Origin of the sequence: Sneathiella marina (assembly GCF_023746535.1) — a bacterium.
GTDB classification, from domain to species: domain Bacteria; phylum Pseudomonadota; class Alphaproteobacteria; order Sneathiellales; family Sneathiellaceae; genus Sneathiella; species Sneathiella marina.
Window position 1 is genome coordinate 947,860 of sequence record NZ_CP098747.1, and the last position, 23,896, is coordinate 971,755.

A 23,896-nucleotide genomic window follows, 5' to 3' on the forward strand; every position below is an offset into this window, starting at 1 on the left:
TGCTTACCCGTTTTAAGCGGGAGTACAAGCAGTAATATTACAAGAGCCTTTGCAGGCAGGAGAAGATTAGTGAAAGCATATGTCATTCATGGCGGCGGCGGTATCGATGAGCTCAGTCTCAAGGATCAAGATATTCCAAAGCCGGGTCCGGGTGAAATTTTGGTCAGGATGAAGGCCAATGCGATTAATTACCGGGATTTGATGATGGTCAAGAATGGCCCGGTTGATGGTCGTATTCCAAATTCCGATGGGGCGGGACTGGTGGAAGAAATTGGCGCTGGCGTGACGGCGTTCAAAAAAGGGGATCGTGTCGTCGGTACCTTTTTCCAGAATTGGGACAGCGGCCCCATTCGCGACGATGTTATGGGCAGTGCCATGGGCGGCGCCATTGACGGTATGCTCCGTGAATATGCTGTCTTGAAAGAAAATGGGGCGCTTCCGATCCCCGATCACATGTCTTTTGAAGAAGCCTCCACTTTGCCCTGTGCCGGATTAACAGCCTGGAATTGCCTGATAGAAGCGGGCGGGGCCGCAGCGGGTCAGACAGCCCTTCTACTGGGCACCGGCGGTGTATCGATATTCGCGCAACAGATGGCCGCGGCGGCGGGAATCAAAACGATCCTCACCTCCAGCAGCGACGACAAGCTGGCGCGGGCGCAAACCCTCGGCGCCAATGAGGTGATCAACTATCGAGATATCCCGGACTGGGAGGCAGAGGTCGCCAGGTTGACGGCCGGTCACGGCGTGGATGTCGTCGTGGAAGTCGGCGGGGCCGGTACCCTTGCCAAATCCGTCGAGGCCGTGCGCATTGGCGGACGTATCTCACTGGTTGGCGTGCTGACCGGTGGGCAGATGGATCCCACATCGATCATGCGTAAATCTGTCCGGTTGCAAGGTGTTTATGTAGGCCCTCGCGATATGTTCGCGCGTATGAACGCCGCCTTGATCCATAGTGACATCCATCCGATCATTGAAACGGTGGTGGATTTCAAGGACGCGAAAGACGCCTATCGCTTAATGGAAAGCGGTCAGCATTTTGGCAAGATTGTTATTTCAATATAGGGCCATGGCCCGGATCAGGAGAAGACGATGAAATTATTACGCTATGGCCCGAAAGATCAAGAAAAACCCGGTGTTCTGGACGCAGATGGTGTTATCCGCGATCTCAGCGGGATGATTGATGACATCACCGGCGATACGTTCACCGGGGGTGATCTGGAGCGCCTGGAGGCCATGGAATTCGAAGATTTACCGGAAGTTGACGGCAATCCAAGGATCGGTCCCTGTGTTGGAAATGTGGGAAAGTTTATTTGCATCGGCTTGAATTATTCCGACCATGCGGCAGAAGCCGGACAAACACCGCCAGATGAGCCCATCGTTTTCATGAAAGCCACCACCGCCATCAATGGCCCCAATGATGATGTGGAAATCCCGCGGACGTCGCAAAAAACCGACTGGGAAGTGGAGCTTGGCTTTGTCATCGGCAAGCGCGCCAAATATGTCGGTGTCGCCGAGGCGCTGGACTATGTGGCCGGCTATTGCACCGTCAATGATGTCTCGGAGCGTTCCTTTCAGTCGGAGCGTTCCGGTCAATGGACGAAAGGCAAAAGCCACGATACTTTTGGCCCGATCGGCCCCTGGCTGGTGACAGCCGACGAGGTGCCGGACCCGCAAGTGCTGGATCTGTGGCTGGATGTTGATGGCGACCGTAAGCAGACCGGCAACACCTCGACCATGATTTTCGATGTGGCCACCATCATCTCGCATCTCAGCCAGTTCATGACCCTGGAGCCCGGGGATGTGGTGTCAACGGGAACCCCGCCCGGTGTCGGTATGGGGCATAAGCCCGACCCGATTTACCTGAAAGCCGGGCAGACTGTAACCCTGGGGGTCGAGGGGCTGGGAATGCAGACACAAAAAATGATACAGGCTTAATCCCGACAGTTTCGCCGAACGAACAAAAAGAAAAGGACGCGGAAAAATGAATGTAACGCAGAAACCTGAATCCCAAGGGTTCAGCACGACCCGACTTGAGGTCATTACCGACTGGATGAACCGCTATGTGGAGGAGGGCAAACTGGCCGGCGCGCAGGCAGTGGTCGCCCGCCGTGGCCAGATTGCCTATGCAAATTCTGTCGGGTTGTCGGATATGGAAAATAATATTCCATGGAATGATAATACTCTGGCGCGCTTTTACTCCATGACCAAACCGGTCACTTCCGTTGCCTTGATGATGCTGTTTGAGAAAGGCCTGTGCCATCTCGACGATCCGGTGGAATGGTTTATTCCCTCCTTCAAGAAAATGCGGGTCCTGCGGCCCAATGCCCAATCCATAGAGGATACGGAACCGGCAACAGTCAAGCCGACCATCCGCCATATGCTGACCCATATGTCCGGCCTGACATATGACTTCAATGGTGGGATACTGGGCGAGGCCTACGCTGCCGCCAAAATGGATTTTGGGCCCCGTCGTGGCACGCTGGAAAGCCAGGTCGACAAGCTGGCTGAGTTGCCGTTGCAATTCACACCGGGCGCGCGCTGGAACTACGGCGTCTCAACGGATGTGGTCGGCCGGTTGGTGGAGGTGATTTCCGGATCGGACTTACGAACATTTCTTGATGAGTATATACTGGGACCGCTGGCAATGACGGATACCGCCTTCGATGTGCCCGATGACAAGATTGACCGGTTTGCCTCGCTTTATGGCCGGGGGCCGGATGGGAAAATAAAACTCCTTGATGCCGCCTCGAAATCCGTGTTCCGCGCCGGACGCACGGAATGCTACTCAGGTGGCGGTGGATTGATGTCCACGGCCGGGGACTATCTTAAATTTGCCGAGATGATCCGCCAAAGAGGCGCCTATAACGGCGAGCGGTTGCTGGGATCCCGCACCGTCGATTACATGACCCGCAATCATCTTGTGGGGGATCTGGCGGATAACGGTCAGCCTGTCTTCTCCGAGATTTCCTTTGAAGGGGTCGGTTTCGGCCTTGGCGGCTGGGTTATGCTGGACCCACCCAAATCCCAGATGATGGGTTCCGTGGGAGATTTCGGTTGGGGCGGTATGGCAAGTACGGTGTTCTGGGTTGATCCGGTGGAAGAAATGACCGTGCTGTTCCTGACCCAGCTTGCCCCCAGCAGCCAGTATCCGTTGCGCAAGGAATTGCGGACCCTGGTGCATCAGGCTTTGGTCGATTAAATCTCCGCATAGATTTCCAGCACATTGCCATCGGGGTCGCGAAAGAACAGGGTGCGATGGCCAAAGGGTTGATTGGTCGGCGGGGAGAGGAGATCAATATCATGGTTGAGCAGTTCATCGGCGCATCGATCAACATTGGATACGGAAACCCTGAAAGCCAGTTGAAGGACCGCGCTGCCGGCCGGGAGGGGCTTGTCGGTCGTTGTCCGTTTTGGATTGGCAAGGGTCAGGGTGTTGGGGCCGACCTGATACTCGATCCAGTCACGCGAGAGTTCCCGATGCAGTTCGAACCCCAGAATGTTTTCATAGAAAGATCGCATGGCCTCCATATCGCGGACATAGATGACTGTGTAGTCGATTGCCCTGATGGCATTGAAGGCCGTACTTTTCGACATGACCATGAACTGGTTCCTGTTTTTTTGACATGTTAATAAGATGTCGTACTATCGGTTGTTTGGGCCGAGAACTTGAATAACCGAGTCCGGATTTTAGCCTGTAGGACTCGAATTTTGAATAGAAAAATATAACTATTATAATATAATTAACCAGTTTTAAATTATAAGTGTGAAAATTGCACCATTACAATATCTTAGGCGGATTACTGTCATCTATTTGACATAAAAGCTGATCAAAAACTTCATTATTTGGTCATTGACCTGTCATGGGAAATTGCGAAAACCCTCCTCATGAAAAAGCAAAGAGGAGTAAGGAAATGGACCCAATTCGGGTAAATAATCTGGAAGTGCGATTGGCGCATTCCGTTGCCGATCTGAACGCGGCTCAGGCTTTAAGATACCAAATTTTCTATGGCGAAATGGGGGCATTTCCCACAGGGATCAGTCACGAGCTGAAGCGTGATGTGGATGGGTTCGACCAGATTTGCGACCATCGGCGATGGCGCGGTTATCGATCGTGACTTTAATACGGTCGATGTCTGTATCATGGTTGAAACGAGTAATGTCACGGACAAATATGCCCGGCATTTCATGGGTCTGGCCAACCCTGTCCCGGTTGCCGCCGCGGGTGGCTTTGCCTTGCCGCTGCGCGATGTTCCTAGCGGTCCGTGATCAGGCGAATGCCCAGCAGGCCAAGAATAACCGCTGCGACGCGGTCGATATAAATCTTCGCTTTCAGATACGGGCCACTGATCGCGGGGGTGCTCATGACAGCGGCCAGAGTAGAGTAACAAATGATCTCCACCAGCAGGTGATTGACGACGATAAAGGCGTTTTCAATCGGGCTCAGGCCGGCGGGAAAGATAACGATCAGGACCGCTGCAGCAAAGAGCACGGACTTCGGGTTGAGCAGATTGATCATCAGCCCCTGACGGAAGGCGTGCGTGGTGGGCGTCGCGGCAGGTTGAAGGCGCTGCCGGGCGCCTGCCCACATCCGAACAGCGACATAGAGCAGATAGACGGCGCCGCCGACTTTCGCCGCCGTATAGGCCCAGGGAAAAATCTTGAACAAAGCCTCCAGCCCGAGAAGCGCCGCCAACGTCCACAACGCGGCGACCAGTCCCAGTCCGGCCCCGATAGCCAGACCGGCGCGGCGGCCGGAGGTCAAGGTGGTGCGGATCGCCACCAGCATGGCCGGGCCGGGGCTGGCAATGGCGGCAAGCACCGCAAGATTAAAGGCCAGGATATGCTCAAAGGTCATGCGTCGTCTCCGCCGGGGGTTGCTTTAACCGGGATATCTGGCACCCATAAATAGCCATCGGGGTCCATAAGATAGGCTTCGCGCAATCCGTGCGGTTTATCCATGGCACCCGCCAGAACCGTGTCCTCCCGGGCCCGCGCCCTGGCCTCTGCCCTGTCGGGATCGCAGCCATGCAAGCGTAATTCGGCGCCGATCCCGCGCACCTGCCCCGGGGCGAGGCTGCCGCTCAGCGGATGGTCTGAATAGGTATGATCCGCATGCAGCATCCAGCTTGCGCCATAGCCCGTGAGGACGGCGAAATCCGGATCCGCATACACCACGCTTGCGCCCAGCACGTCCTTTTGATAGGCCACGGCGCGCGCAATATCGCGGACCAGGAGATTAACCCCAAGCCCGGTCAGCGACCGGCCATATTCCGGTGCCGGCATCCATGGATCGCCCTCGCGTTTTTTCACCATCGGGTATCTCCTTACCAAGGGAGGCATTTAACATCGCGGGGTTTTTACGGTCAAGCCATGTTCTCCTTCTGCAAAACCGGCTGGTCTCCCGCCTGTGGGCTGTATTTTAACAAAGTCAGATCAATCCTTGAGATCGATTAACAGCATGTCCGTATAAGGTTGCTGATTGCCCCCTGTTCCAGCCGACATAGGCGTGGCCGTCAGGAGCGGTATTGTGAGGCTGTTTTCCGAGGTTTTTGACAGTCGGCTGAAGGATGTTTTCTCGTCGTCGGGCTTTTCCAGCTTGGATCCGCTTTCGATTGTGAAGAGCGGTGTTTCTGCGGGAACGAAGGCCTCCAGATAAATATGCTGGGCCTCAAGTAACCCTGTCTTGTTCAATGCCGTCCTTTCGTCAAAGACAAACTCGATAATCAACATTGATATTTCTTTTGATAACAAGCTGTTATTAAGTAAGCAGCGTAAAACTGAATGCCACTTGATCTGGCCCAGCACAATGCTGGCAAGGCTATCAATTTTCAGATCGTCACACAGCAGTTGCTCAAGATCTATTGCCGACGTATTTTGAGCATTCCAGATCCACCCTTGCGGATTTCGGATCACAGCATTGATCAGTTCTTTGCTGTCAACAAATTGCTGGAGTCCCGGTCGCATCCGATTGTACCCATAGTACAAAATACCGGCCCCCCCCAATCCGCATAACAGGGCAAGGACACCCATTAAAATAAGAGTACCGACAGTATCTTTAATCCTGTTCTCGGTTGCCCCTTTTATAAGTAACGTGACCATAACCACCAGGAATATTATGAGGATGATTACAAAAATAGAGGCGGTTGCTCGATAGGGCCTGACTTTTTCTGATTTCTGATTTTCCAGATATTTCTCGATCGTGCTGCTTGTAAAGACGTTATCTGCAAAATCTTCTATATATTTCAGGTAAGGCTTGGTTATTTCTTCAAAAAACAGGTCCTGTATTTCCTCCTCATTGGCGTTTCGCGTGTTTTCTTTAAAAACGTCATAGGCCTGTTGTAAAATGTCATTGAACTGCGTCCTGTTTCCCTCGTTGCCGACAAGTTCTCCAAACAGAAAATGGACGCATTTGTCGGTTATTCTGAACCTTGCACCACCGACCAGATCTTTCCATTCATGGGATTTGATATAGTCTTTGTCCGGCCGCCTGTTTCCCGTTTTATTGATGACGTAGCCAAGAAGCTCTTCGATCATTTTCTGCGTATCCCTCTGGTGAGTTCCAACTTGTGCTCCCCAGAACAACGCATTGCAAAGCCCATATGTGAAAGATATTCGGGAGGGGCCTTGTCTTGAGCGGCATTGATACGTCACTGGACGCTTCAGAGGATTTACATCCCCCTCTCTTTGCAGACAGTCGCGCCGTCATTTCTGATGTTGTTGAGCTACCTGCTGTTGGAAGATCCTGCATAAAGCCAGGGCCGCAAGGCTTTGCCAAGCAGCGGCATAATTGGCCAGGCGAGCAGGCTGGATAAAATCACAACAGTTATCAAGGTCTGTACGGGTTTGGGTAACCCCCCAATAATCGGCGCACCAAGACCCAGTAACAGAAGAAGCATGGGATAAACACCAATGATGCTGAGAACGACACGTTTCCAGTAAGGAGGGATCACCATTTTCCCGGTCGCGTCATGATCCACCCATAGCTCAAGCCCTGCAGCTTCCGCATATTTGGGCGGCTCGCCCGTCAGCTTCTCAATTTCCTTCAGTTTCAACACAATCTGTGGAGATTTCCATACTTCCGTGAAATTCACCACTGCAGAAAATCGAAGAATGACCGTATATTCAGTTTGTTCAGGCGCAATATGACGGACAACGTCAACCGTCTGGAAATTCGGGAGTTGCCGAATGATATCATGAAGCTCCTTGACTAAAATTTCATAAGCCGGCTGATGCTCTGTCAATACATGATTAGTAACAATCAACACGGTTGATCCATCTGAGTTTCCGTCCTGAGAGAGTGTGTGACTACGCATCGTCTATCCCTTTTCGTCTGGCCATAACGGTAAAAAGAGCCCTTTGATACCAATAGAGTAAACTATGGCGCCACAAATGAAATAGTTAGACGATGTTTTCTGAAACTTGATGAGCCGGTAACTGGACTCTAACAACCCGGTAATAACCCGGTGAGGGTCCAATAATCCTCACCGGGTTATCATGCTGGAAAGCTAGTTGATTTTACCGGGGAGGCTGAGATCGCCCGACGCCACATCAAAGACATCCGTAATGCAGAGCAGCGGCGCATGGACATTTGCATTTACCTTCAACGCGGACGTGACACCGTCATAGCCGGCACCGGCAACGGCGTCGGCATCGGCAAAGGACACATTGATCTTGACTTCCGGGCCATCAAACAAGGGTGTGAAGCCGGGGCTGTCGATAAAAATAGGCAGTCCGGGCCAGGTCGCCGGCATCCTCGGTGTTTCTCCCTTGGCAATGTCGCGCACGCCCAGCGCCCCGTCACCGCAGGCCTCGGTCGGGGTCAGCACCACCCAGTGGCTGTGCCATTTCGTGCCGTCATTTGCCGGATCCCCATCGCCATCCTCATCATACAGGGGCGTATCATCAAAATCCGGATGGCTTGTGGCGGCAAGGGCCAATATGCCGGTCTTGCCCTCAAATCCAACGGTCGACGGGTCGAGGGATGTGGGCCAGACATAGGAAAGAACCGGCGCCCCGCCCAGCGCGCCAACAGGCTCGGGTTTTTCAGAACCGGCAACGCCATTGGTGGTCATGTGGAATGTCACCGTCCTGCCGGTGCGGTGAACATGGGCCGCCAGAATATCGAAGGCGGCGGTCTTCGAACTGTCGGCCGCAGATTTAACCGCACCTTCCTGATGAATAGCATGGGATTTAGGGTCACCGCCGGCAAAGGCGGTACTGATACTCAGGGATACGGCAAGTGTCGTGAGGATTAGGGGTTTCATTGTGATCTCCAAATTAATAATAGCGACTCGCTATTAATAGCATGGAAATTTCACATTGCAATGATTATTTCGACTCGCTATTATATGGGGATGGACAAAATGGACCAAAATCGCGTCAAGGAACTGATCGACAGGCTTGCCCGGATCAACTCAGCCGACGAATGGGCGGAAGATATCAATCCCGTCCAATGGACGGCGTTATCCTATCTGGTCAGGGCCAACCGCTTCTCCCGTTCCCCGTCCCAGGTTTCCGACTTCATGACGGCAACGAGAGGGACCGTCTCGCAAACCTTGAAGGCGCTTGCCAGAAAGGGGCTGGTCAAAGAGGTCCGCTCGGATCGGGATAGACGCTCCATTTCATATTCCGTGACCAAACAGGGCCAGGCTCTTTTTCAAAAGATCAGCACGATTGAGGATGCGGCCTCCTTGCTCAACGAAAAGGACATGTCGTCACTGCTTGTCGGCCTTGAAAAACTGGTCCGCCAATCCTTGCGCCAGAGGGGCTTGCGCCCCTTCGGGGTCTGCAAAACATGTATCCATCATCGAAAGACCGCCGAGGGCGGCTTTTGCGACCTACTCCGCGAACCCCTCTCACTTCCCGAAACCAATCAAATCTGCCATGAACAGGCGGAGAGCAGTTAAGCGGGTCTTGTGTCGGTAGGTTGGGGCGGGAACGGACGGCTGGCGGTGGCTCTGTAGCCCGTCCTACAGCTCCGGGACAGGTCCGAAAAACCCGATGACCAGCGCGACGCGGCCGGTTTCGTCGATTTCTGCAACATCGAAACCGGACATCACCAGCTTATGGTTCTGGTGAATGGCCCAGTGATAGCGGTAGAAGCCATGGTGAAAGTCGACGCCGCTGGTGCGGCTGTAGACGGCGCCCGGTATTTTTGTATGGACATCATGGACATTTATCTCGAACCCCTCGATCCCGGTGACATCGATGGATGGGTCAACAAAGCGGATACCGGGGGACAGGGCCTGTTCCAGATGGCCGCGCACCAGTGAAGAATCCGGCTCGTTCCAGGCGGCAAGCATATGGTCAAGGGACGCGGGATGTTCTGGCATGGGGGCGCTCCGACAGCAGGAATAAATCGACCCTGCGACTATACGCCGAATTTTTCGCAAATCACACTCAAACCGGTAGAAAAATTCTCGCGGATTTGCCCGGCGTCCCCGTCGGTTGCCTGTGCCCTTTGCCTAGTCGGTTTTGGCGCCTTGTGCGATCCAGCCGCCGAGCAGTTTGCGTTCCTCGTCGGTCATATTGGTGATATTGCCTTGCGGCATGGTCTTGGTATCAACGGTTTGCTGGCGGATGCGGGTTTTCTCGCGGGCGATCTGGGCGGCGGTTTCCAGTTTCACGCCTTTGGGCGGGCTGTCGAAATCCTTGCTGCTCGGGTTGGTCGCATGGCAACTGGCGCAGCGATCCTCGATGATCCGCTCGACCGTGGCGAAGGGGACCGGGGCCATGTCCGCAAGGTCGTTTTTCGGCATTGACGCATAGGCGATGAAAAAGAACAGCACGAAGGCGATGGGCAGCAGGATAAAGCCCTGCTTGGCCTTGCCCTGGTTCTTCATGTTGAAGAAATGCCGGACCAGGATGCCGACCAGGGCAATGCCGGCCAGCAACAGCCAGCCGTAGCTGCTGCCATAGGTCATGGGATAGTGGCTGCTGATCATGATAAACAGCACCGGCAGGGTGAAATAGTTGTTATGCAGGGAGCGCTGCTTGGCCCATAAGCCCGGCAGCGGGTCGGCCGGCTCGCCGCGTTTCGCGGCATTGACCATCTTGGTCTGGCCGGGGATGATGATGACCAGCACGTTGGCGGCCATGATCGTGCCCATGATGGCGCCCACATGGATATAGGCGGCGCGCCCGGTGAACACCTGCGCGAGGCCCCAGGCAGTGGCGGTCAGCAGGATAAACAGGATGAGGCCGAAGACGGCCTGGTTGTTGATCAGTGGGGAGCGGCACATCATGTCATAGACGAACCAGCCGCCGGCGATGGAGCCGATGCCGATGAGGATCGCCACATCAACCGAGATATCGGCGACGCTTTTGTCGATGGTGTAAATCTCGGCGCCGAAATAATACAGGATGGTCAGCAGGATAAAGCCGCTGATCCAGGTGAAATAGGCCTCATATTTGAACCAGTGCAGGACGGGCGGGATTTGCGGCGGTGCGGCGCGGTATTTCTGTACCTCGTAAAAGCCGCCGCCATGCACGGCCCACAGCTCGCCGCCGACGCCGGCCTTGTCCTTGTAGCCGTCCTGTTCAGGGGGGGTCAGGTTCATATCGAGCCAGACGAAGTAAAAAGAGGCGCCAATCCAGGCGATCCCCGTAATCATGTGAATCCAGCGAACAGCCAGCTGCACCCATTCCATCATTTCCACTGCCATGACCCTTGTCCCCCTGTACCCCGTTATATCATCCCACCCTCGAACACCCGATCATAGAGACTTCTTATTATCTACAAAACCACCAAAAAAAAGATATACTATAAATAAAATATTGATAATAGTGGGTGCTTTTGGGTTGGTTTTATTATGTGTATGGGTGTTTTTTGCTGGCAAAGAGGACCGGTTGTGAGGGCGTTGCGGTGGTCTGGGGTAGCGAAGAGAGAGGCGTGAGGGCGTTGCCGTTGAGTTGGGGCGTTGCCGTTGAGTTGGGGCGTTGCCGTTGAGTTGGGGCGTTGCCGTTGAGTTGGGGTGTTGCGGTGGAGAGGTAGCGAAGAGCAAGAGGCGTGAGGGCGTCTCTGTTGAGTTTGGCCGTCTCCTTTGAGTTGGGGTGTTGCGGTGGAGAGGTAGCTAAGAGGAAGAGGAGTGAGGGAGATGGCATCATTGGTGAATATGGCGGCGTTTGTCGCCGTGGTCGAGCAGGGGAGTTTTTCGCAGGCCGGCCGCGAGTTGCGGCAATCGACGGCGGTGATCAGCGCCCGGGTGGCCAAACTGGAGCAGCAAATCGGCACCCGCCTGCTGTACCGGACCACCCGCCAGGTGGTGCCGACGGAAGAGGCGCTGGTCTATTTCGAGCGTTGTAAAAGCATCTTGAAGGATGTGGAGGATGCCGAGGCGGCGCTGGCCCCGCCCGATCGCAACCCGCGCGGCAGCATCACCATCTCGGCGCCGGTGGCCTTTGGCCGGCGCTGCCTGGCGCCGGTGATTTCGCGCTTTGCCGAGCATCATCCCGAACTGCAGTTCCGCTTGCAGCTGACGGACCGGCTGATTGATCTGGTCAAGGACAAGGTGGATCTGGCAATCCGCATGGCAAATCTGGAAGATAGCACCCTGAAGGCCCGGATGCTGTCCCATGACCATCGGGTGATGTGCGCCACGCCGGAATATCTGGCCCGCGCCGGCACGCCGCGCATCCCCTCGGATTTACTCAAGCATAAATGTCTGTTGCTGCGCTTTCCCGGCTCGACCCAGTTTCAATGGCAGATCATTGAACGCGGCCGTCTGGTCACCATGCCGGTAAAGGGCAACCTGGACACGGATAACGGAGATGTCCTGACCGACTGGGTGCTGGAGGGCAGGGGGTTGGCGGTCAAGTCCGTCTGGGAAATCATCGAGCACCTGAATTCCGGCCGGCTGGTTCGGGTGATGCTGGAATACCCGCCCGATTCCCACCCCATCTGGGCGGTGTTTCCCGGCGGCCCGTTTCTGTCCCCGCGGCTGCGTATCTGGATCGATCATCTGGTCGGCGCCTTTAAAAGCTGGGACCCCCATCACCCGGAAAGGTTCGGATAGGCAGCCACCAGCTGGTCACGCACATAGGAAATTTCCGCCGCTGTTGTCTCCCGGCCAATGCCCAGGCGCAAAGTGGACGCCGCAGTCACGGCAGTTTGTCCCATGGCCAGCAGCACATGGGAGGGGCGGGCATCGCGCGAGGTGCAGGCCGATCCGGTGGCCAGCGCCAGATCGGGGAGCGCATGCAGCAGATCCTCCGCCTCGATCCCGTCAAAGCGCAGGCTGAGACATCCGGGATTTTGCCGGGCCGCATCCTCGTTTACCTGAACGGCTTCTCCGAGGGCAGATTTGAGGCCGGTCACAAGCTGCTGGCGCAGGGCCAGGATCCGCTCGGCATCGGCCTCTCGCCGGTCGGCGAGCAAGGCACAGGCAGCCCCCAATCCGACGCAGAGCGCCGTCGGCAATGTCCCGGCCCGCAGGCCCTTTTCCTGGGCGCCCCCATGGACGAGCGGGGTAAGGGCACAGCCGCCCCGTTGATACAAGGCGCCAATTCCCATGGGGCCGTAAATTTTATGACCGGACAGGCTGACCAGATCAACAGCGGTCTGCCTGACATCCAGCTCTTTCGTACCGAGCCCTTGCGCCGCATCACTGTGAAAGGTGACCCCGGCACCCCGGCAAATCCGGCCTATGGCCTCCAGATCCGCGCAAGCACCGGTCTCGTTATTGGCCATCATGACCGAGACCAGAACGGTTTCCGGGCGGAGCGCCTGTTTCAACTGATCCAGATCCAGCCCGCCGCGGGCATCAACCGGCAGGCGAGTCACCGCGACCCCTTCGGCTTCCAGCTGAGAAAGCGGGGCCAGAACCGCTTCATGTTCCGTCTCAACCGATATCACATGGCGGGCACCGACATGGCTGCGCACATGGCCCAGTAAGGCCAGGTTATTGGCCTCCGTCGCACCGGAGGTGAAGATGATTTCCTGCGGGTCGGCGCCCAAAAGACCGGCAATCTGCTGGCGCGCACCCGCAATGGCCTTGCGCGCGTCATGGCCGAAACCGTGGGTGCTGCTATGGGGATTGCCCCAATGGGTGTCGAGATACGGGGCCATTTGCTGCCGCACCTTAGGGTCAAGCGGTGTCGATGCCTGATAATCAAGATACAAGGGCAGGGTGACCCTTTCGCCCTTATGGAGGATGCTACGCGGCGTCATAATCTGCCACATAGGCACTGAGCTGGTCCTGCAGCTCCTGTTTCTGTACTACGGAGGTAAAACTGGCGTCAATGCCATTGCGGGCGAGGGCGAGGATATGCTCCCGCGTCATGCCAAGGGGCTCAACTACCGCCTCAAAATTCTCGTTCATATAGCCGCCGAAATAGGCCGGATCATCCGAATTCAACGTTGCCTTGAGGCCGAGATCGAGCATTTTCCGCAAAGGATGCTGGCGCATATCGGACACACCGGCCAGATGATAATTGGAAAGGGGACAAACGGTCAGCGCCATATTTTCCGTGATCAGGCGCTGGACAAGGGCGTCATCCTCAAGAGCCCGGTTGCCGTGATCAAGCCGGTCGATTTTCAAAAGATCCAGCGCTTCATACACATAGTCCGGCGGGCCTTCTTCGCCGGCATGGGCAACGGCTAGAAACCCGGCTTCCTTGGCGGCGGCAAAAACCCGCTCAAACTTCGACGGGGGATGACCCTGTTCAGAAGAATCCAGTCCCACACCCGTAATCTTGTCTTTATGGGAGAGCGCCTGTTCAAGGGTTGCAAAGGCGGCGTCCTCGCTCAGATGACGCAGGAAGCACATGATCAGTCTTGATGAAATACCGTAGGTTTCAAGCCCCTCTTCCAGTGCGCGGCTGATACCCGTGATCACCGTCTCGAACGACACCCCGCGATCGGTATGACCCTGCGGGTCAAAGAATATTTCTGTATGGACAACATTCTGTCCGTGAATTTTCGTCAGATAGGCCCAAGTCAGATCATAGAAATCCTGCTCCGTGATCAAAACCCCCATGCCCTGATAATAGATATCGAGGAAATCCTGAAGATTTGAGAAATCATAGGCTTTTCGCACATCTTCAACAGTCGCGAAGGGCAGTTTGATGTTATTGCGGGCGGCCAGCTCGAACATCAGTTCCGGCTCAAGACTGCCCTCGATATGCATATGAAGTTCCGTTTTGGGCATGCCCGTATAGAAAGCCTTTAAATCCTGCATATCCTTCTCCTCATCCTTTAGGGCCTAAATAATAACCCCGCCGACCCATTCAAGATCGGCGGGGTCATAATCGCAGTCTTCCGGTTTATTTAGGCAGTTGACCTTCAACGCCTTCAACATACCAGTTCATCCCCAGCAACGTGCCGTCATCCAGGGCGGAACCGGCGGCTGCGCCAACGGAACCATCCTGCTTGTTGAACGGGCCGGCAAACGGGTTAATCGATCCGTCTTCAATGCCCTTGCGTGTGTCTTCTGCAAGCTGAATGACATCTGCCGGGATCGCCTTGTTATAAGGTGCCAGTTGAACCAGACCGGTGTTGAAACCGCCCCAGGTGTCTTCTGACTTCCAGCTGCCGTCAAGAATGGCTTTGGTGCGGGCGACATAATACCCGTCCCAGTCATCGATGATGCCGGTCAATTGCGCTTTTGGCGCAAATTTGGACATATCAGATGCCTGGCCGACGGCCCAGACACCACGGGATTCTGCCACCTGTAACGGCGCCGGGCTGTCTGTATGCTGCAGGATTATATCGGCGCCCTGATCGATCAGGGCCTTGGCCGCATCGCCTTCTTTACCCGGGTCATACCAGGTGCTCACCCAGGCGACCTTGACAACCACATCAGGATTAACACTGCGGGCCGCCAGGATTGTCGCGTTGATACCCCGGACAACTTCCGGGATCGGGAAGGAACCGACATATCCGATAACGTTTGATTTGGTCATTTTACCGGCGATTTTACCAACCACATAGCGACCTTCATAGAAACGGGCGGAATAGGTGCTGACATTGTCCATGCGCTTATAACCCGTGGCATGTTCAAATTTGACGCCGGGGAACTGTTTCGCCACTTTCAAGGTCGGGTTCATATATCCGAAGGAGGTGGTGAAGATCAGTTTGTGGCCGTCGGCGGCCATTTGGCGAATGACCCGTTCCGCATCGGGGCCTTCTTTCACACTTTCCACGAACGTGGTTTTGACTTTATCGCCAAGCGCGTTCTGTACGGCCTGACGGCCGAGGTCATGACGGTAGGTCCAGCCATGATCGCCCACTGGGCCCACATAGACAAAACCGACTTTGTCTTCTGCACTGGCGCTGGCGCCGGTCAGCATGCTGGCGGCAACGGCGGCTGCCCCCAGCAGGGTTGAGATATGTTTTAGTTTCATTACGTTCTCCTCTGTTTAATAAACGTTTCTTGTTTCTTTCTTCTAGGCCGCAGGATGGAAGATCTTTCCGATGCAGGCCGGTGCATGTTTTCTTATTCTAGATTGGTCTTTTGATATCAGCACCAGTACAAGGACTGTTGCCAGATAGGGTAGCATGGATAAGACCTGTGAAGGCAAGTCTAGACCAGCTGCTTGCGCATGCAACTGCAAGATAGTGATCCCGCCGAACATATAGGCACCGACAAGGACCAGGCCGGGCTTCCAGGTGGCGAAAACGATCAGGGCAAGGGCGATCCAGCCCCGGCCTGCCGTCATGTTTTCCGCCCACATGGGCGTATAGGCAAGGGACAGATAGGCCCCGCCGATGCCCGACATGGCACCGCCAAAAATAACCGCCATATACCGGATTCCGATGACCGAATAGCCAATGGAATGGGCCGCATCGTGAGAATCACCAACAGCGCGGAGGATAAGCCCGGCTTTGGTCTTGTATAAAAACCAGCTGACAAGGGCGACCATGACAAAGGACAGGTAAACCAATCCGTCCTGACCGAACACAATGGGGCCGATTATGGGAATATCTGAAATCCCGGGAATGTTGAGTTTGGAGAGGGAAGCGACGGGCTCGCCGACAAACTCCTGCCCCATCAAGGCGCTCAATCCCACCCCGAACAGGGTCAGGGCAAGGCCGGTGGCAACCTGATTGGCCATCAGGGACAAGGTCAGGATGCCAAACAGGAAGGCCATAAATCCTCCGGCAACGGCGGCGAGAGCGACAGCCAGAAAATAGTTGCCGGTGACGGTTGCGGTGACAAAGCCGGTCACGGCGCCGACCAGCATCATGCCCTCAACGCCCAGGTTCAGAACCCCTGATTTCTCGGTGACAAGCTCCCCGATGGCGGCGAAGACCAGCGGTGTTGCTGCGGTGATGACGGTAAGAATTACCGGGACGATCCAATCAAATCCAGACATTATGACGCTGCCTTTCCAAAGCTATTCCAACGAAAGCGATAGTGAACCAGAACGTCACACGCCAAGAGATAAAACAGGATCATGCCCTGAAACACGCCGGTGACTGCCACCGGCAAGCCGAGATTGATCTGGGCGGTTTCGCCGCCAAGATACGTCAGCGCCATCAGCAGTCCCGCAAACAGGATGCCGACCGGATGCAGCCGCCCGAGGAAGGCCACAATAATTGCCGTAAACCCATAGCCCGGCGAGATGCTGGGCAGGATCTGGTCGATGGGGCCGGAGACTTCCGACAAGCCGGCGATACCGGCCATGGCACCGCCAAACAACAGCGCGAACCAGATAATCTTTTTCTGGCTGAAGCCCGCATATCCGCCCGCCGTCGGGGCGGAGCCGATGACCTTGATCTGGAAACCGATCAGGGTCTTGGACATCATGATCCAGGCCCCAATGACCGCGAACAGGGCCAGCAGGGTGCCGAAATGCATTCTTGTTCCGGCCATCAGGATCGGCATATCGGCGCTTTCGCTAAACGTCCGGGATTCGGGGAAATTGAACCCGTCCGGATCGCGCCACGGCCCGTGTACCAGTACCGACAGGAACAGGATCGCCACATAAACCAGCATCAGGCTGGTCAGGATCTCGTTGGCGTTAAAGCGGGTTTTCAAATAAGCCGGGATGGCCGCCCAGAGGGCGCCGCCAATGGCCCCCAGCAGGATCATGGCCGGCAGCAGAAAAATGCTGTCGATGTCATGGAAATAGATAAAGATACTGCTGCCGACGATGGCGCCCATGGTCAGCTGGCCCTCGGCGCCAATATTCCACACATTGGCCTTGAAGCCCACCGACAGGCCGATGGCAATGAGGATCAGCGGCGTGCCCTTCACAAACAGCTCCGACAGGCCATATTCCGTATTGATCGGCAGGATAAAGAAATTATGGAGCGCTTCCATGGGACTGACACCGAGCAGGCGGAACAGCACAATGCTGGTCAGCATGGTCAGGATCAGGGCGAAGACGGGGGTCAGATAGATCATGGCGCGCGAATATTCGGCGCGTTTCTCGATTTTAAGCAACATGGGTCTGCCCTCCTGTTTCACCCATGCCATGGGTGCCGCCCATCAGCAGGCCGATTTCCTCAATACTGATATCCTGAATATTCCGGGTGGGTGACAGCCGGCCTTCGGCGATCACCGCAATGCGGTTACTGATGGCGAACAGCTCGTCCAGGTCCTGGCTGACAACCAGGACGGCCGCGCCTTTTTCCGTCATGTCGATCAGCGCCTGATGGATCGCCGAGGCGGCCCCGGCATCCACACCCCAGGTGGGGTGGGCGACAATGATTACATCGGGATTTTGCAGCACCTCGCGGCCAACAATAAATTTCTGCAGGTTGCCGCCGGACAGGCTGTCCGCCGTATGGTTGATGCCTGGCGTGCGGACATCGAACTGCTCGACAATCTCCTGGGCATAGCGCGATGTGGCGCCGGTATCGATAAAGCCGGCCCTCATCAGTTTCATGCGGTTGTAGCCGCTGAGGAAGGCGTTCTCCGTCAGCATCATTTCCGGCACCGAGCCATGGCCGAGGCGGTCCTCGGGGACGAAGGCCAGCCCGAGATTCCGCCGTTGCGACGGGTTGAGGCGGCTCATGGACTGGCCGTCCAGCTTTACAGCCTCAAGGTCGGCAACCACAGTCTCGCCGCTGAGGGCCGACAGCAGTTCGATCTGGCCATTGCCGGCAACCCCGGCGATGCCCAGGATCTCTCCGCCCCTGACTTCAAAGTTGATGCCGCTGAGATCAACCCCGAACTCCGCATCCGCATCGACGCCAAGATTGCGTACCTGCAGGCGAACCGGGCCTTGCTCGGCCACGTCATGATGCTCGGGCGCTTTCAGATCCGTGCCGATCATCATCTCGGCCAGGCTTTTCGCGGTTTCCTGGGTGGGATCGCATTCGCTGATATATTTACCGCCGCGCAGGATCGTCGCCTTGTGGCACAATGCCTTGATCTCATCAAGCTTGTGACTGATATACAGGATCGACACGCCTTCCGACGATAACCGGCGCAGGGTCTCGAACATCTTGTCCGCTTCCTGCGGCGTCAGAACGGATGTCGGCTCATCCATGATCAGCAGCTTCGGGTTCTGCAACAGGCAGCGGACGATCTCGATACGCTGCTTCTCACCGACGGACAGGGTATGCACCTGACGCGCCGGATCCAGCGGCAACCCGTAGCTGTTGGAAATCTCGACGATGCGGCTTTCCAGCTCCTTCATGTTCTGGCTGCCCGACATGCCCAGCGCAATATTCTCCGTCACCGTCATGGCCTCGAACAGGGAGAAATGCTGAAACACCATGCCGACGCCGATTTTGCGCGCCGTATGCGGATTGGGAATGTCCGTCAGCTGGCCTTCCCAGAAGATCTCCCCTTCATCGGCTTTCAACACGCCATAAATGGTTTTCACCAGCGTGCTTTTGCCCGCCCCGTTTTCGCCCAGCAACGCATGAATCTCACCGGGCATGATTTTCAGATCGATATGATCATTGGCCAGGCATCCGGGATATTGTTTCGTTATCCCCTTCAATTCAAGCTGCGGTATGGTTCCGCTGCTACTTGTCATTCAACTCTCCCTCTTAAGGGCAAATCAGGTGCCGGTTTTCGGCTTATGGATTTGCCATTTTCCTTATTTCTGCGCCTGGGCGCCTTGTGTGTCAGGAACCGCTTTTTCCCGCTCCTGTTTCTGTACCTCAATGAGAATTTCCACCGCGACACTGAGGGCAATTTCAGCCGGGCGCTTGCCGCCAAGCTCGTTTAACCCGATGGGGCAGGTGATCCGGGCAATGTCGTCCTTGCTCAATCCCCGAACCGCCAGCCGCTTCTCGAACTTCCTCTTTTTCGTCGCCGATCCAATAAGACCCAGATAGCTTTCCCCGGCTTCGCTCAATACCGCTTCACAGATCTCCAGATCCAGTTGATGGCTATGGGTCATTACCAGAAAATATCCACCGGCCGGTGACGCTAAAACCTCGGCAGTCGCTGAACTTGTCACCCGCTTTACCACATTGTCCGGAATTGCAGCCGGAAACTCATGGGCCCGCTCATCTACCCAGGTGATCGTGCAGGGCAGTGGCGCGAGCGCGGCGACCACGGCCTTGCCCACATGCCCGGCGCCAAACAGCGTTACATGAAACTCCGAGCTGGACATCGACTGAACCAGACTGAAGGATGCCTCCGTTGCGCTGGAAGACGGCACGATTTCCGCACCCGGATCCGTCAGTTTTCTATGAATTGCAGCTTGCAACGGCTTGTCCAGATACAGGGTGGTGTCACTGGCGGACAGGAGCTGCCGGCGACATTCATCGCCGGTCCAATGGCTCAAAAGCACGGATTTTGAATAATTATTATTTAACCGGTTAAAATTGATATAATCATTTTCAGCTAGCCGACTGATCAGAATATCCACATGTCCTCCGCAACATTGGGCGAGTTCCGGCCCCAAGGGAACCTGAAGGCGGAGAGAAGTCTTCTCGCCAGACATATGAAGCAGGGACCGCGCCTTTTCTATGGCCAAATATTCCAACCGGCCGCCGCCGATGGTTCCTATGAGGGCAGTTGCGGTTACCAGCATGGTGGCGCCGGTTTCGCGCGGCGTTGATCCTTTTACCTCTCCGACCGTGATAAGGACCGCGGCTTCCGCGAAGCCGTCGAGAGCTGTCAATATGCCGGGCCAGTTACTCATTGAGCCGCCTCAATCGTTGCCGGGTTACGTCGCGACTTTTGCATGTCGCGAACAGCCATAAGGATCCGCTCGGGCGTCGCCGGGGCATCCAGATCGGGATATTGTTCATAATCCGATACACTGCTGACAGCATCGGTGATTGCCGAAAGCGCGGAGATGGCGAGCATCAAGGGCGGTTCCCCGACTGCCTTGGATTTAAAAATTGTATCCTCAACATTTACGCCATCTTCAAAGATCTCCATATTGAAAATCTCGGGCCGATCACTGCAGGCCGGAATTTTATACGTGGAAGGCGCGTGGGTTTTAAGAACGCCCTGCGCATCAAAATACAGCTCTTCCGTTGTCAGCCAGCCCATGCCCTGGATAAATCCGCCTTCGATCTGGCCTTTGTCGATATCCGGATTCAGGCTCTTGCCCGCGTCATGCAGAATATCAACGGCGACCACCTTGTTTTCACCTGTCAGCGTGTCGATGACAACTTCTGAGACCGACGCGCCATAGGCGAAATAGTAAAATGGGCGCCCGGATAAGGTGGCGGCATCATAATGGATTTTTGGTGTACGATAGTATCCTGTCGCGGACAGTGAAATCCGGTTCATATAGGCAGCTTGCACCAGATCTTTAAAAGCCATTTCTTCCGGGCCAACGCGAACCCGGTTGGGGAGGAAGACAACAGCTTCTTCGTCTACATCATAATGGTCTGCGGCAAATGCAATAAGCCGCTCCTTGATTGTTTTTGCTGCCGCTTCGGCTGCCTTGCCGTTTAGGTCTGATCCGGATGAGGCCGCTGTGGGGGACGTGTTTGGCACCTTGTCCGTCCGTGTGGCCGTAATTTTGACCTTGCCCACATCGATTTGCAGTATTTCCGCAACAACTTGTGCGACTTTTGTATAAAGGCCCTGCCCCATTTCCGTTCCGCCATGATTGATCATGGCACTGCCGTCCGTATACACATGCAACAAGGCGCCAGCCTGATTCAGATGCGTGGCCGTAAAGGAAATGCCGAACTTCACCGGGGTCAATGAAATACCCTTTTTCAATACGGGGCTGGTCTGGTTAAATTCGCGGATGGCCTCACGCCGGGCCACGTAATTGGAAGAGGCGACGAGCGCGTCGATTATTTCCGGTGCCACATTGTCCTCGACGGTCATCTGATAGGGGGTAACATTTCGATCTGTCTTGCCATACAGATTGATTTTACGCACCTCCAAAGGATCCTTTTTCAGGTAAGACGCAATGGCATCCATCATCCGTTCCGGTGCCAGCATGCCTTGTGGCCCGCCGAATCCGCGAAAGGCGGTATTGGAGACGGTATGCGTTTTGCAGCGATGAGAGATGATGGAAACATTTTCCAGAAAATAGCAGTTATCCGCGTGAAACATGGCGCGATCATTAATGGAGGCTGACAGATCGACGGAGCGCCCGCATCGTGAGGCAAAGACAAAATCCGCCCCCAGAATACGGCCATCATCATCGAAGCCGGCTTCAAAATTGACGACGAAATCATGACGCTTGCCGGTCATGACCATATCATCGTCACGATCCAGCCGGATTTTCGCAGGGCGTCCGGTTTTCACGGCGGCCAATGCCGCCATGGCCGCATACCAGGCACCTTGTGTTTCCTTGCCGCCGAATGCGCCCCCCATACGGCGGATTTCGGTGATAATGGAATGATCGGCGACTTTCAGGACCTTGGCGACATTATGCTGGACCTCTGTCGGATGCTGGGTCGACGAATAAACGAAAACGTCGCCATCTTCGCCGGGAATCGCAAACGCCACCTGGCCTTCCAGATAGAAATGCTCCTGTCCACCAATTTCCATACGCTTGCTGATCCGATGCGGGGCGCCCTTGATGGCCTCAGCCGGATTGCCGCGGACTATTTCCCGAGAAGGCAGGACAAAGGACTCCGCTGCGATGGCTTGCTCGACCGTCAGCAGTGCCGGAAGCTCTTCATACTCAACAACCGCCAGACCGGCTGCGGACCGGGCTTGTTCAAGGGTGTCGGCGGCCACCGCGAAGAGGGATTGGCCAACACATTCGACAAGACCTTCCGCGAATAAAGGATCATCACCTGCAATGGGGGAGGCGTCATTGATACCGGGCACATCGCCGGCTGTAAGAACAGCGGCAACACCGGGAGCGGTCCTGACAGCAGAGACATCAAGCTTGAGCACACGCGCATGTGCTTTTTCACTTTGCGCCACATACAACATCAACATATCTTTGGGTTCGGCGATGTCGTCGATATAGGCAGCCTCGCCGGCAACCTGCTTGGCGGCGCTGTCATGGGCAAGGCCCTTATAAACGGTGCCCTTGATTTCGGATGCAGGGGAGGGGTTATGCATAGGCCAAGCTCCCTTCTCCGACGATGCGGGTGTTGACGTCTGGAGCGGTTGTTTCAATAAAGAATTTTTTCAACAGATTTTGGGCGCTCATCATCCGGTAGTCTTTACTGGCCCGCATATCAGACATGGGCTGGTAATCCTCTGTCATGGTCCGCATGGCCCGTTCAACGGCGTCAAGCGACCAGTCCTGTCCAAGCAGCGCTGCCTCTGTTTTCTTTGCGCGCAAGGGGGTTCCGGCCATGCCACCGTAACAAATACGAATGCCGTCAACTTTATTGTCATTGAGCGATAAATGGAATGCCGCACAAACCGCCGAGATATCCTGATCAAAGCGCTTTGATATCTTGTAAGTCGAAAAGCGGGTGTCTTTTTCAGGTAGGGGTAAAAAGAGCCGTTCGACAAATTCGCCCGTCCGCAGATCCTGTTTTCCATATTCGATAAAGAAGTCTTCCAGTGGAATATCGCGGAATCCTTCGGCAGATCGCAGCCGCAGCCGGGCATTGAGGACAATCAGGGCCGGAGGCGTATCCCCGATCGGCGAGCCATTTGCTATATTGCCACCGATGGTGCCTGTATTCCGGATCTGGGTTGACGCAATACGGCGGATCAATTCACCGAAATCGGGATAATGAGAGGCAATTGTCGCCCAGGCCTCACTATAGGTGACGCCGGCACCGATGCTGAGTTCGCCTTCGTCAACCGACATGGTTTTCAGTTCAGCGATCTGGCCCACATAGACAACGGTTGCAAGTTCACGATGCAGCTTGGTGACCCATAGGCCGACATCCGTCGCACCGGCGAGAATTGTTGCTTCCGGGTTTTTGCCCAGAATTTCAGCTAGGTCGGCACTGGTTTTTGGTGCGAAATACTGACGGCCGTCAAAGGACAGGTGCAGGCCCGGATCATTTTCCAGCCTGGCCAATAATTCAAGCGTTGCTGTTGACTGTTCATGGAATTTGTCCCGGGGCTTGTCTGCGGCAATATCCTGGGCTGCCTGAATTATTGGGCCATATCCGGTGCAACGGCAAAGGTTTCCGGCCAGCACATTGTCGATATGGCCGCGATCGGGGTTGTCGCTGGAATGCATTTCCGCGAACATCGACATGACAAAACCCGGCGTGCAGAAACCACATTGGGTGCCATGACGGGCCACCATTGCTTCTTGTACCGGGTGCAGGCCGCCGTCTTCGGATTTCAGGTCTTCAACTGTTATCAGCTCCTTGCCGTCCAATGTGGGCAGGAACTGGATACAGGCATTGACCGCCTGATACCGCAAGTCTCCCTCAACGATTTCACCGACAACGACGCTGCAGGCACCGCAATCGCCTTCCGCGCATCCTTCCTTGGTCCCGGTGAGCGCCTGTTCATAGCGGAGGAAATTCAAGACGGTTTTTGTCGGATCGACATCTTCCATCTCAACGATTTCACCTCTGTGAACGAAGCGTAGTGTTTGTCTCATTTGTTTCTCCGGGTCTTACTGTCTAGCTATAGCGCTC

The 23,896-nt window shown here is 55.4% G+C and carries 24 protein-coding genes; 7 read left to right on the plus strand and 17 right to left on the minus strand.

The features are described from left to right. Positions 1-69 precede the first annotated feature (69 nt). From NBZ79_RS04585 to NBZ79_RS04595, 3 genes are read left to right on the plus strand one after another with little or no spacing between them, the layout of a single operon-like run. The gene (locus tag NBZ79_RS04585; RefSeq protein ID WP_251935898.1) at positions 70-1,062 is read left to right on the plus strand and encodes a zinc-dependent alcohol dehydrogenase family protein; all 993 of its coding nucleotides are present in this window, start codon (positions 70-72) and stop codon (positions 1,060-1,062) included. Positions 1,063-1,089: 27 nt separating this feature from the next. Beyond that, the gene (locus NBZ79_RS04590) at positions 1,090-1,935 is read left to right on the plus strand and encodes a fumarylacetoacetate hydrolase family protein (RefSeq protein WP_251935900.1); all 846 of its coding nucleotides are present in this window, start codon (positions 1,090-1,092) and stop codon (positions 1,933-1,935) included. 46 nt (positions 1,936-1,981) lie between these two features. Further along, positions 1,982-3,199: a serine hydrolase domain-containing protein gene (locus NBZ79_RS04595; protein ID WP_251935902.1), complete on the plus strand. Its 1,218-nt coding sequence runs from the start codon at positions 1,982-1,984 to the stop codon at positions 3,197-3,199. Here the strand turns inward: NBZ79_RS04595 and NBZ79_RS04600 are convergent. After that, positions 3,196-3,600, minus strand: coding sequence for a VOC family protein (locus NBZ79_RS04600; RefSeq protein ID WP_251935904.1), 405 nt, complete (start codon positions 3,598-3,600; stop codon positions 3,196-3,198). The two genes, NBZ79_RS04595 and NBZ79_RS04600, sit on opposite strands and share 4 nt — an antisense overlap. 311 nt (positions 3,601-3,911) lie before the next feature. On the opposite strand from NBZ79_RS04600, the gene NBZ79_RS04605 reads away from it, so the two are divergent. Beyond that, positions 3,912-4,115, plus strand: coding sequence for a GNAT family N-acyltransferase (locus NBZ79_RS04605; RefSeq protein ID WP_251935906.1), 204 nt, complete (start codon positions 3,912-3,914; stop codon positions 4,113-4,115). Further along, positions 4,054-4,266 carry a hypothetical protein gene (locus NBZ79_RS04610; RefSeq protein ID WP_251935908.1) on the plus strand — a complete coding sequence of 71 codons (213 nt, stop codon included), beginning with the start codon at positions 4,054-4,056 and terminating at the stop codon, positions 4,264-4,266. The genes NBZ79_RS04605 and NBZ79_RS04610 overlap by 62 nt, the downstream gene beginning before the upstream one ends. Here NBZ79_RS04610 and NBZ79_RS04615 read toward each other — a convergent pair. From NBZ79_RS04615 to NBZ79_RS04635, 5 genes are all read right to left on the minus strand, one after another. Next, on the minus strand, positions 4,253-4,855 hold the full coding sequence (locus NBZ79_RS04615; protein ID WP_251935910.1) for a LysE family translocator: 603 nt from the start codon (positions 4,853-4,855) through the stop codon (positions 4,253-4,255). The two genes, NBZ79_RS04610 and NBZ79_RS04615, sit on opposite strands and share 14 nt — an antisense overlap. Further along, complete coding sequence (locus NBZ79_RS04620; protein WP_251935912.1) at positions 4,852-5,313, minus strand: VOC family protein; 462 nt, start codon at positions 5,311-5,313, stop codon at positions 4,852-4,854. The genes NBZ79_RS04615 and NBZ79_RS04620 overlap by 4 nt, the downstream gene beginning before the upstream one ends. Positions 5,314-5,433: 120 nt before the next feature. Beyond that, positions 5,434-6,534, minus strand: a complete 1,101-nt coding sequence (locus NBZ79_RS04625; protein WP_251935914.1) for a hypothetical protein — start codon at positions 6,532-6,534, stop codon at positions 5,434-5,436. 188 nt (positions 6,535-6,722) lie between these two features. Then, the gene (locus tag NBZ79_RS04630) at positions 6,723-7,313 is read right to left on the minus strand and encodes a putative antibiotic biosynthesis monooxygenase (protein ID WP_251935915.1); all 591 of its coding nucleotides are present in this window, start codon (positions 7,311-7,313) and stop codon (positions 6,723-6,725) included. Between the two features lie 192 nt (positions 7,314-7,505). Continuing rightward, positions 7,506-8,264: a hypothetical protein gene (locus tag NBZ79_RS04635; protein WP_251935917.1), complete on the minus strand. Its 759-nt coding sequence runs from the start codon at positions 8,262-8,264 to the stop codon at positions 7,506-7,508. Positions 8,265-8,363: 99 nt separating this feature from the next. On the opposite strand from NBZ79_RS04635, the gene NBZ79_RS04640 reads away from it, so the two are divergent. Then, positions 8,364-8,906 (plus strand): MarR family winged helix-turn-helix transcriptional regulator, encoded by a 543-nt coding sequence (locus tag NBZ79_RS04640; RefSeq protein ID WP_251935919.1) that lies wholly within the window; start codon positions 8,364-8,366, stop codon positions 8,904-8,906. Positions 8,907-8,969: 63 nt separating this feature from the next. Here the strand turns inward: NBZ79_RS04640 and NBZ79_RS04645 are convergent, their stop codons facing one another. Both NBZ79_RS04645 and NBZ79_RS04650 read right to left on the minus strand, forming a co-directional pair. Continuing rightward, positions 8,970-9,332 carry a hypothetical protein gene (locus NBZ79_RS04645; protein WP_251935921.1) on the minus strand — a complete coding sequence of 121 codons (363 nt, stop codon included), beginning with the start codon at positions 9,330-9,332 and terminating at the stop codon, positions 8,970-8,972. A 132-nt stretch (positions 9,333-9,464) separates the two neighbouring features. After that, entirely contained in the window at positions 9,465-10,664 is a 1,200-nt protein-coding gene (locus tag NBZ79_RS04650; protein ID WP_251935923.1) for a urate hydroxylase PuuD, read from the minus strand. A 432-nt stretch (positions 10,665-11,096) separates the two neighbouring features. Here NBZ79_RS04650 and NBZ79_RS04655 point away from each other — a divergent pair, with 432 nt between their 5' ends. Beyond that, positions 11,097-12,014 carry a LysR family transcriptional regulator gene (locus tag NBZ79_RS04655; RefSeq protein ID WP_251935925.1) on the plus strand — a complete coding sequence of 306 codons (918 nt, stop codon included), beginning with the start codon at positions 11,097-11,099 and terminating at the stop codon, positions 12,012-12,014. On the opposite strand, the gene NBZ79_RS04660 is transcribed toward NBZ79_RS04655, so the two are convergent. From NBZ79_RS04660 to xdhA, 9 genes are all read right to left on the minus strand, one after another. Next, on the minus strand, positions 11,993-13,168 hold the full coding sequence (locus NBZ79_RS04660) for a cysteine desulfurase family protein (protein WP_251935927.1): 1,176 nt from the start codon (positions 13,166-13,168) through the stop codon (positions 11,993-11,995). The two genes, NBZ79_RS04655 and NBZ79_RS04660, sit on opposite strands and share 22 nt — an antisense overlap. Continuing rightward, a complete protein-coding gene (locus NBZ79_RS04665) occupies positions 13,155-14,177 on the minus strand; it encodes an adenosine deaminase (protein ID WP_251935928.1) in 1,023 nt (340 codons plus the stop codon). Before NBZ79_RS04665 ends, NBZ79_RS04660 begins: the two co-directional genes overlap by 14 nt. Before the next feature lie 85 nt (positions 14,178-14,262). Then, entirely contained in the window at positions 14,263-15,342 is a 1,080-nt protein-coding gene (locus NBZ79_RS04670; RefSeq protein ID WP_251935929.1) for a BMP family ABC transporter substrate-binding protein, read from the minus strand. Positions 15,343-15,384: 42 nt separating this feature from the next. Beyond that, complete coding sequence (locus tag NBZ79_RS04675; RefSeq protein ID WP_251935930.1) at positions 15,385-16,314, minus strand: ABC transporter permease; 930 nt, start codon at positions 16,312-16,314, stop codon at positions 15,385-15,387. Further along, a complete protein-coding gene (locus tag NBZ79_RS04680; protein ID WP_251935931.1) occupies positions 16,314-17,390 on the minus strand; it encodes an ABC transporter permease in 1,077 nt (358 codons plus the stop codon). The genes NBZ79_RS04675 and NBZ79_RS04680 overlap by 1 nt, the downstream gene beginning before the upstream one ends. Further along, positions 17,380-18,933, minus strand: coding sequence for an ABC transporter ATP-binding protein (locus NBZ79_RS04685; protein ID WP_251935932.1), 1,554 nt, complete (start codon positions 18,931-18,933; stop codon positions 17,380-17,382). Before NBZ79_RS04685 ends, NBZ79_RS04680 begins: the two co-directional genes overlap by 11 nt. Positions 18,934-18,996: 63 nt before the next feature. Then, positions 18,997-20,052 carry a xanthine dehydrogenase accessory protein XdhC gene (xdhC, locus tag NBZ79_RS04690; RefSeq protein ID WP_251935933.1) on the minus strand — a complete coding sequence of 352 codons (1,056 nt, stop codon included), beginning with the start codon at positions 20,050-20,052 and terminating at the stop codon, positions 18,997-18,999. Beyond that, the gene (gene xdhB, locus NBZ79_RS04695; protein WP_251935935.1) at positions 20,049-22,400 is read right to left on the minus strand and encodes a xanthine dehydrogenase molybdopterin binding subunit; all 2,352 of its coding nucleotides are present in this window, start codon (positions 22,398-22,400) and stop codon (positions 20,049-20,051) included. The genes xdhC and xdhB overlap by 4 nt, the downstream gene beginning before the upstream one ends. Beyond that, positions 22,393-23,859 (minus strand): xanthine dehydrogenase small subunit, encoded by a 1,467-nt coding sequence (gene xdhA, locus NBZ79_RS04700; protein ID WP_251935936.1) that lies wholly within the window; start codon positions 23,857-23,859, stop codon positions 22,393-22,395. The genes xdhB and xdhA overlap by 8 nt, the downstream gene beginning before the upstream one ends. Positions 23,860-23,896: the final 37 nt, after the last annotated feature.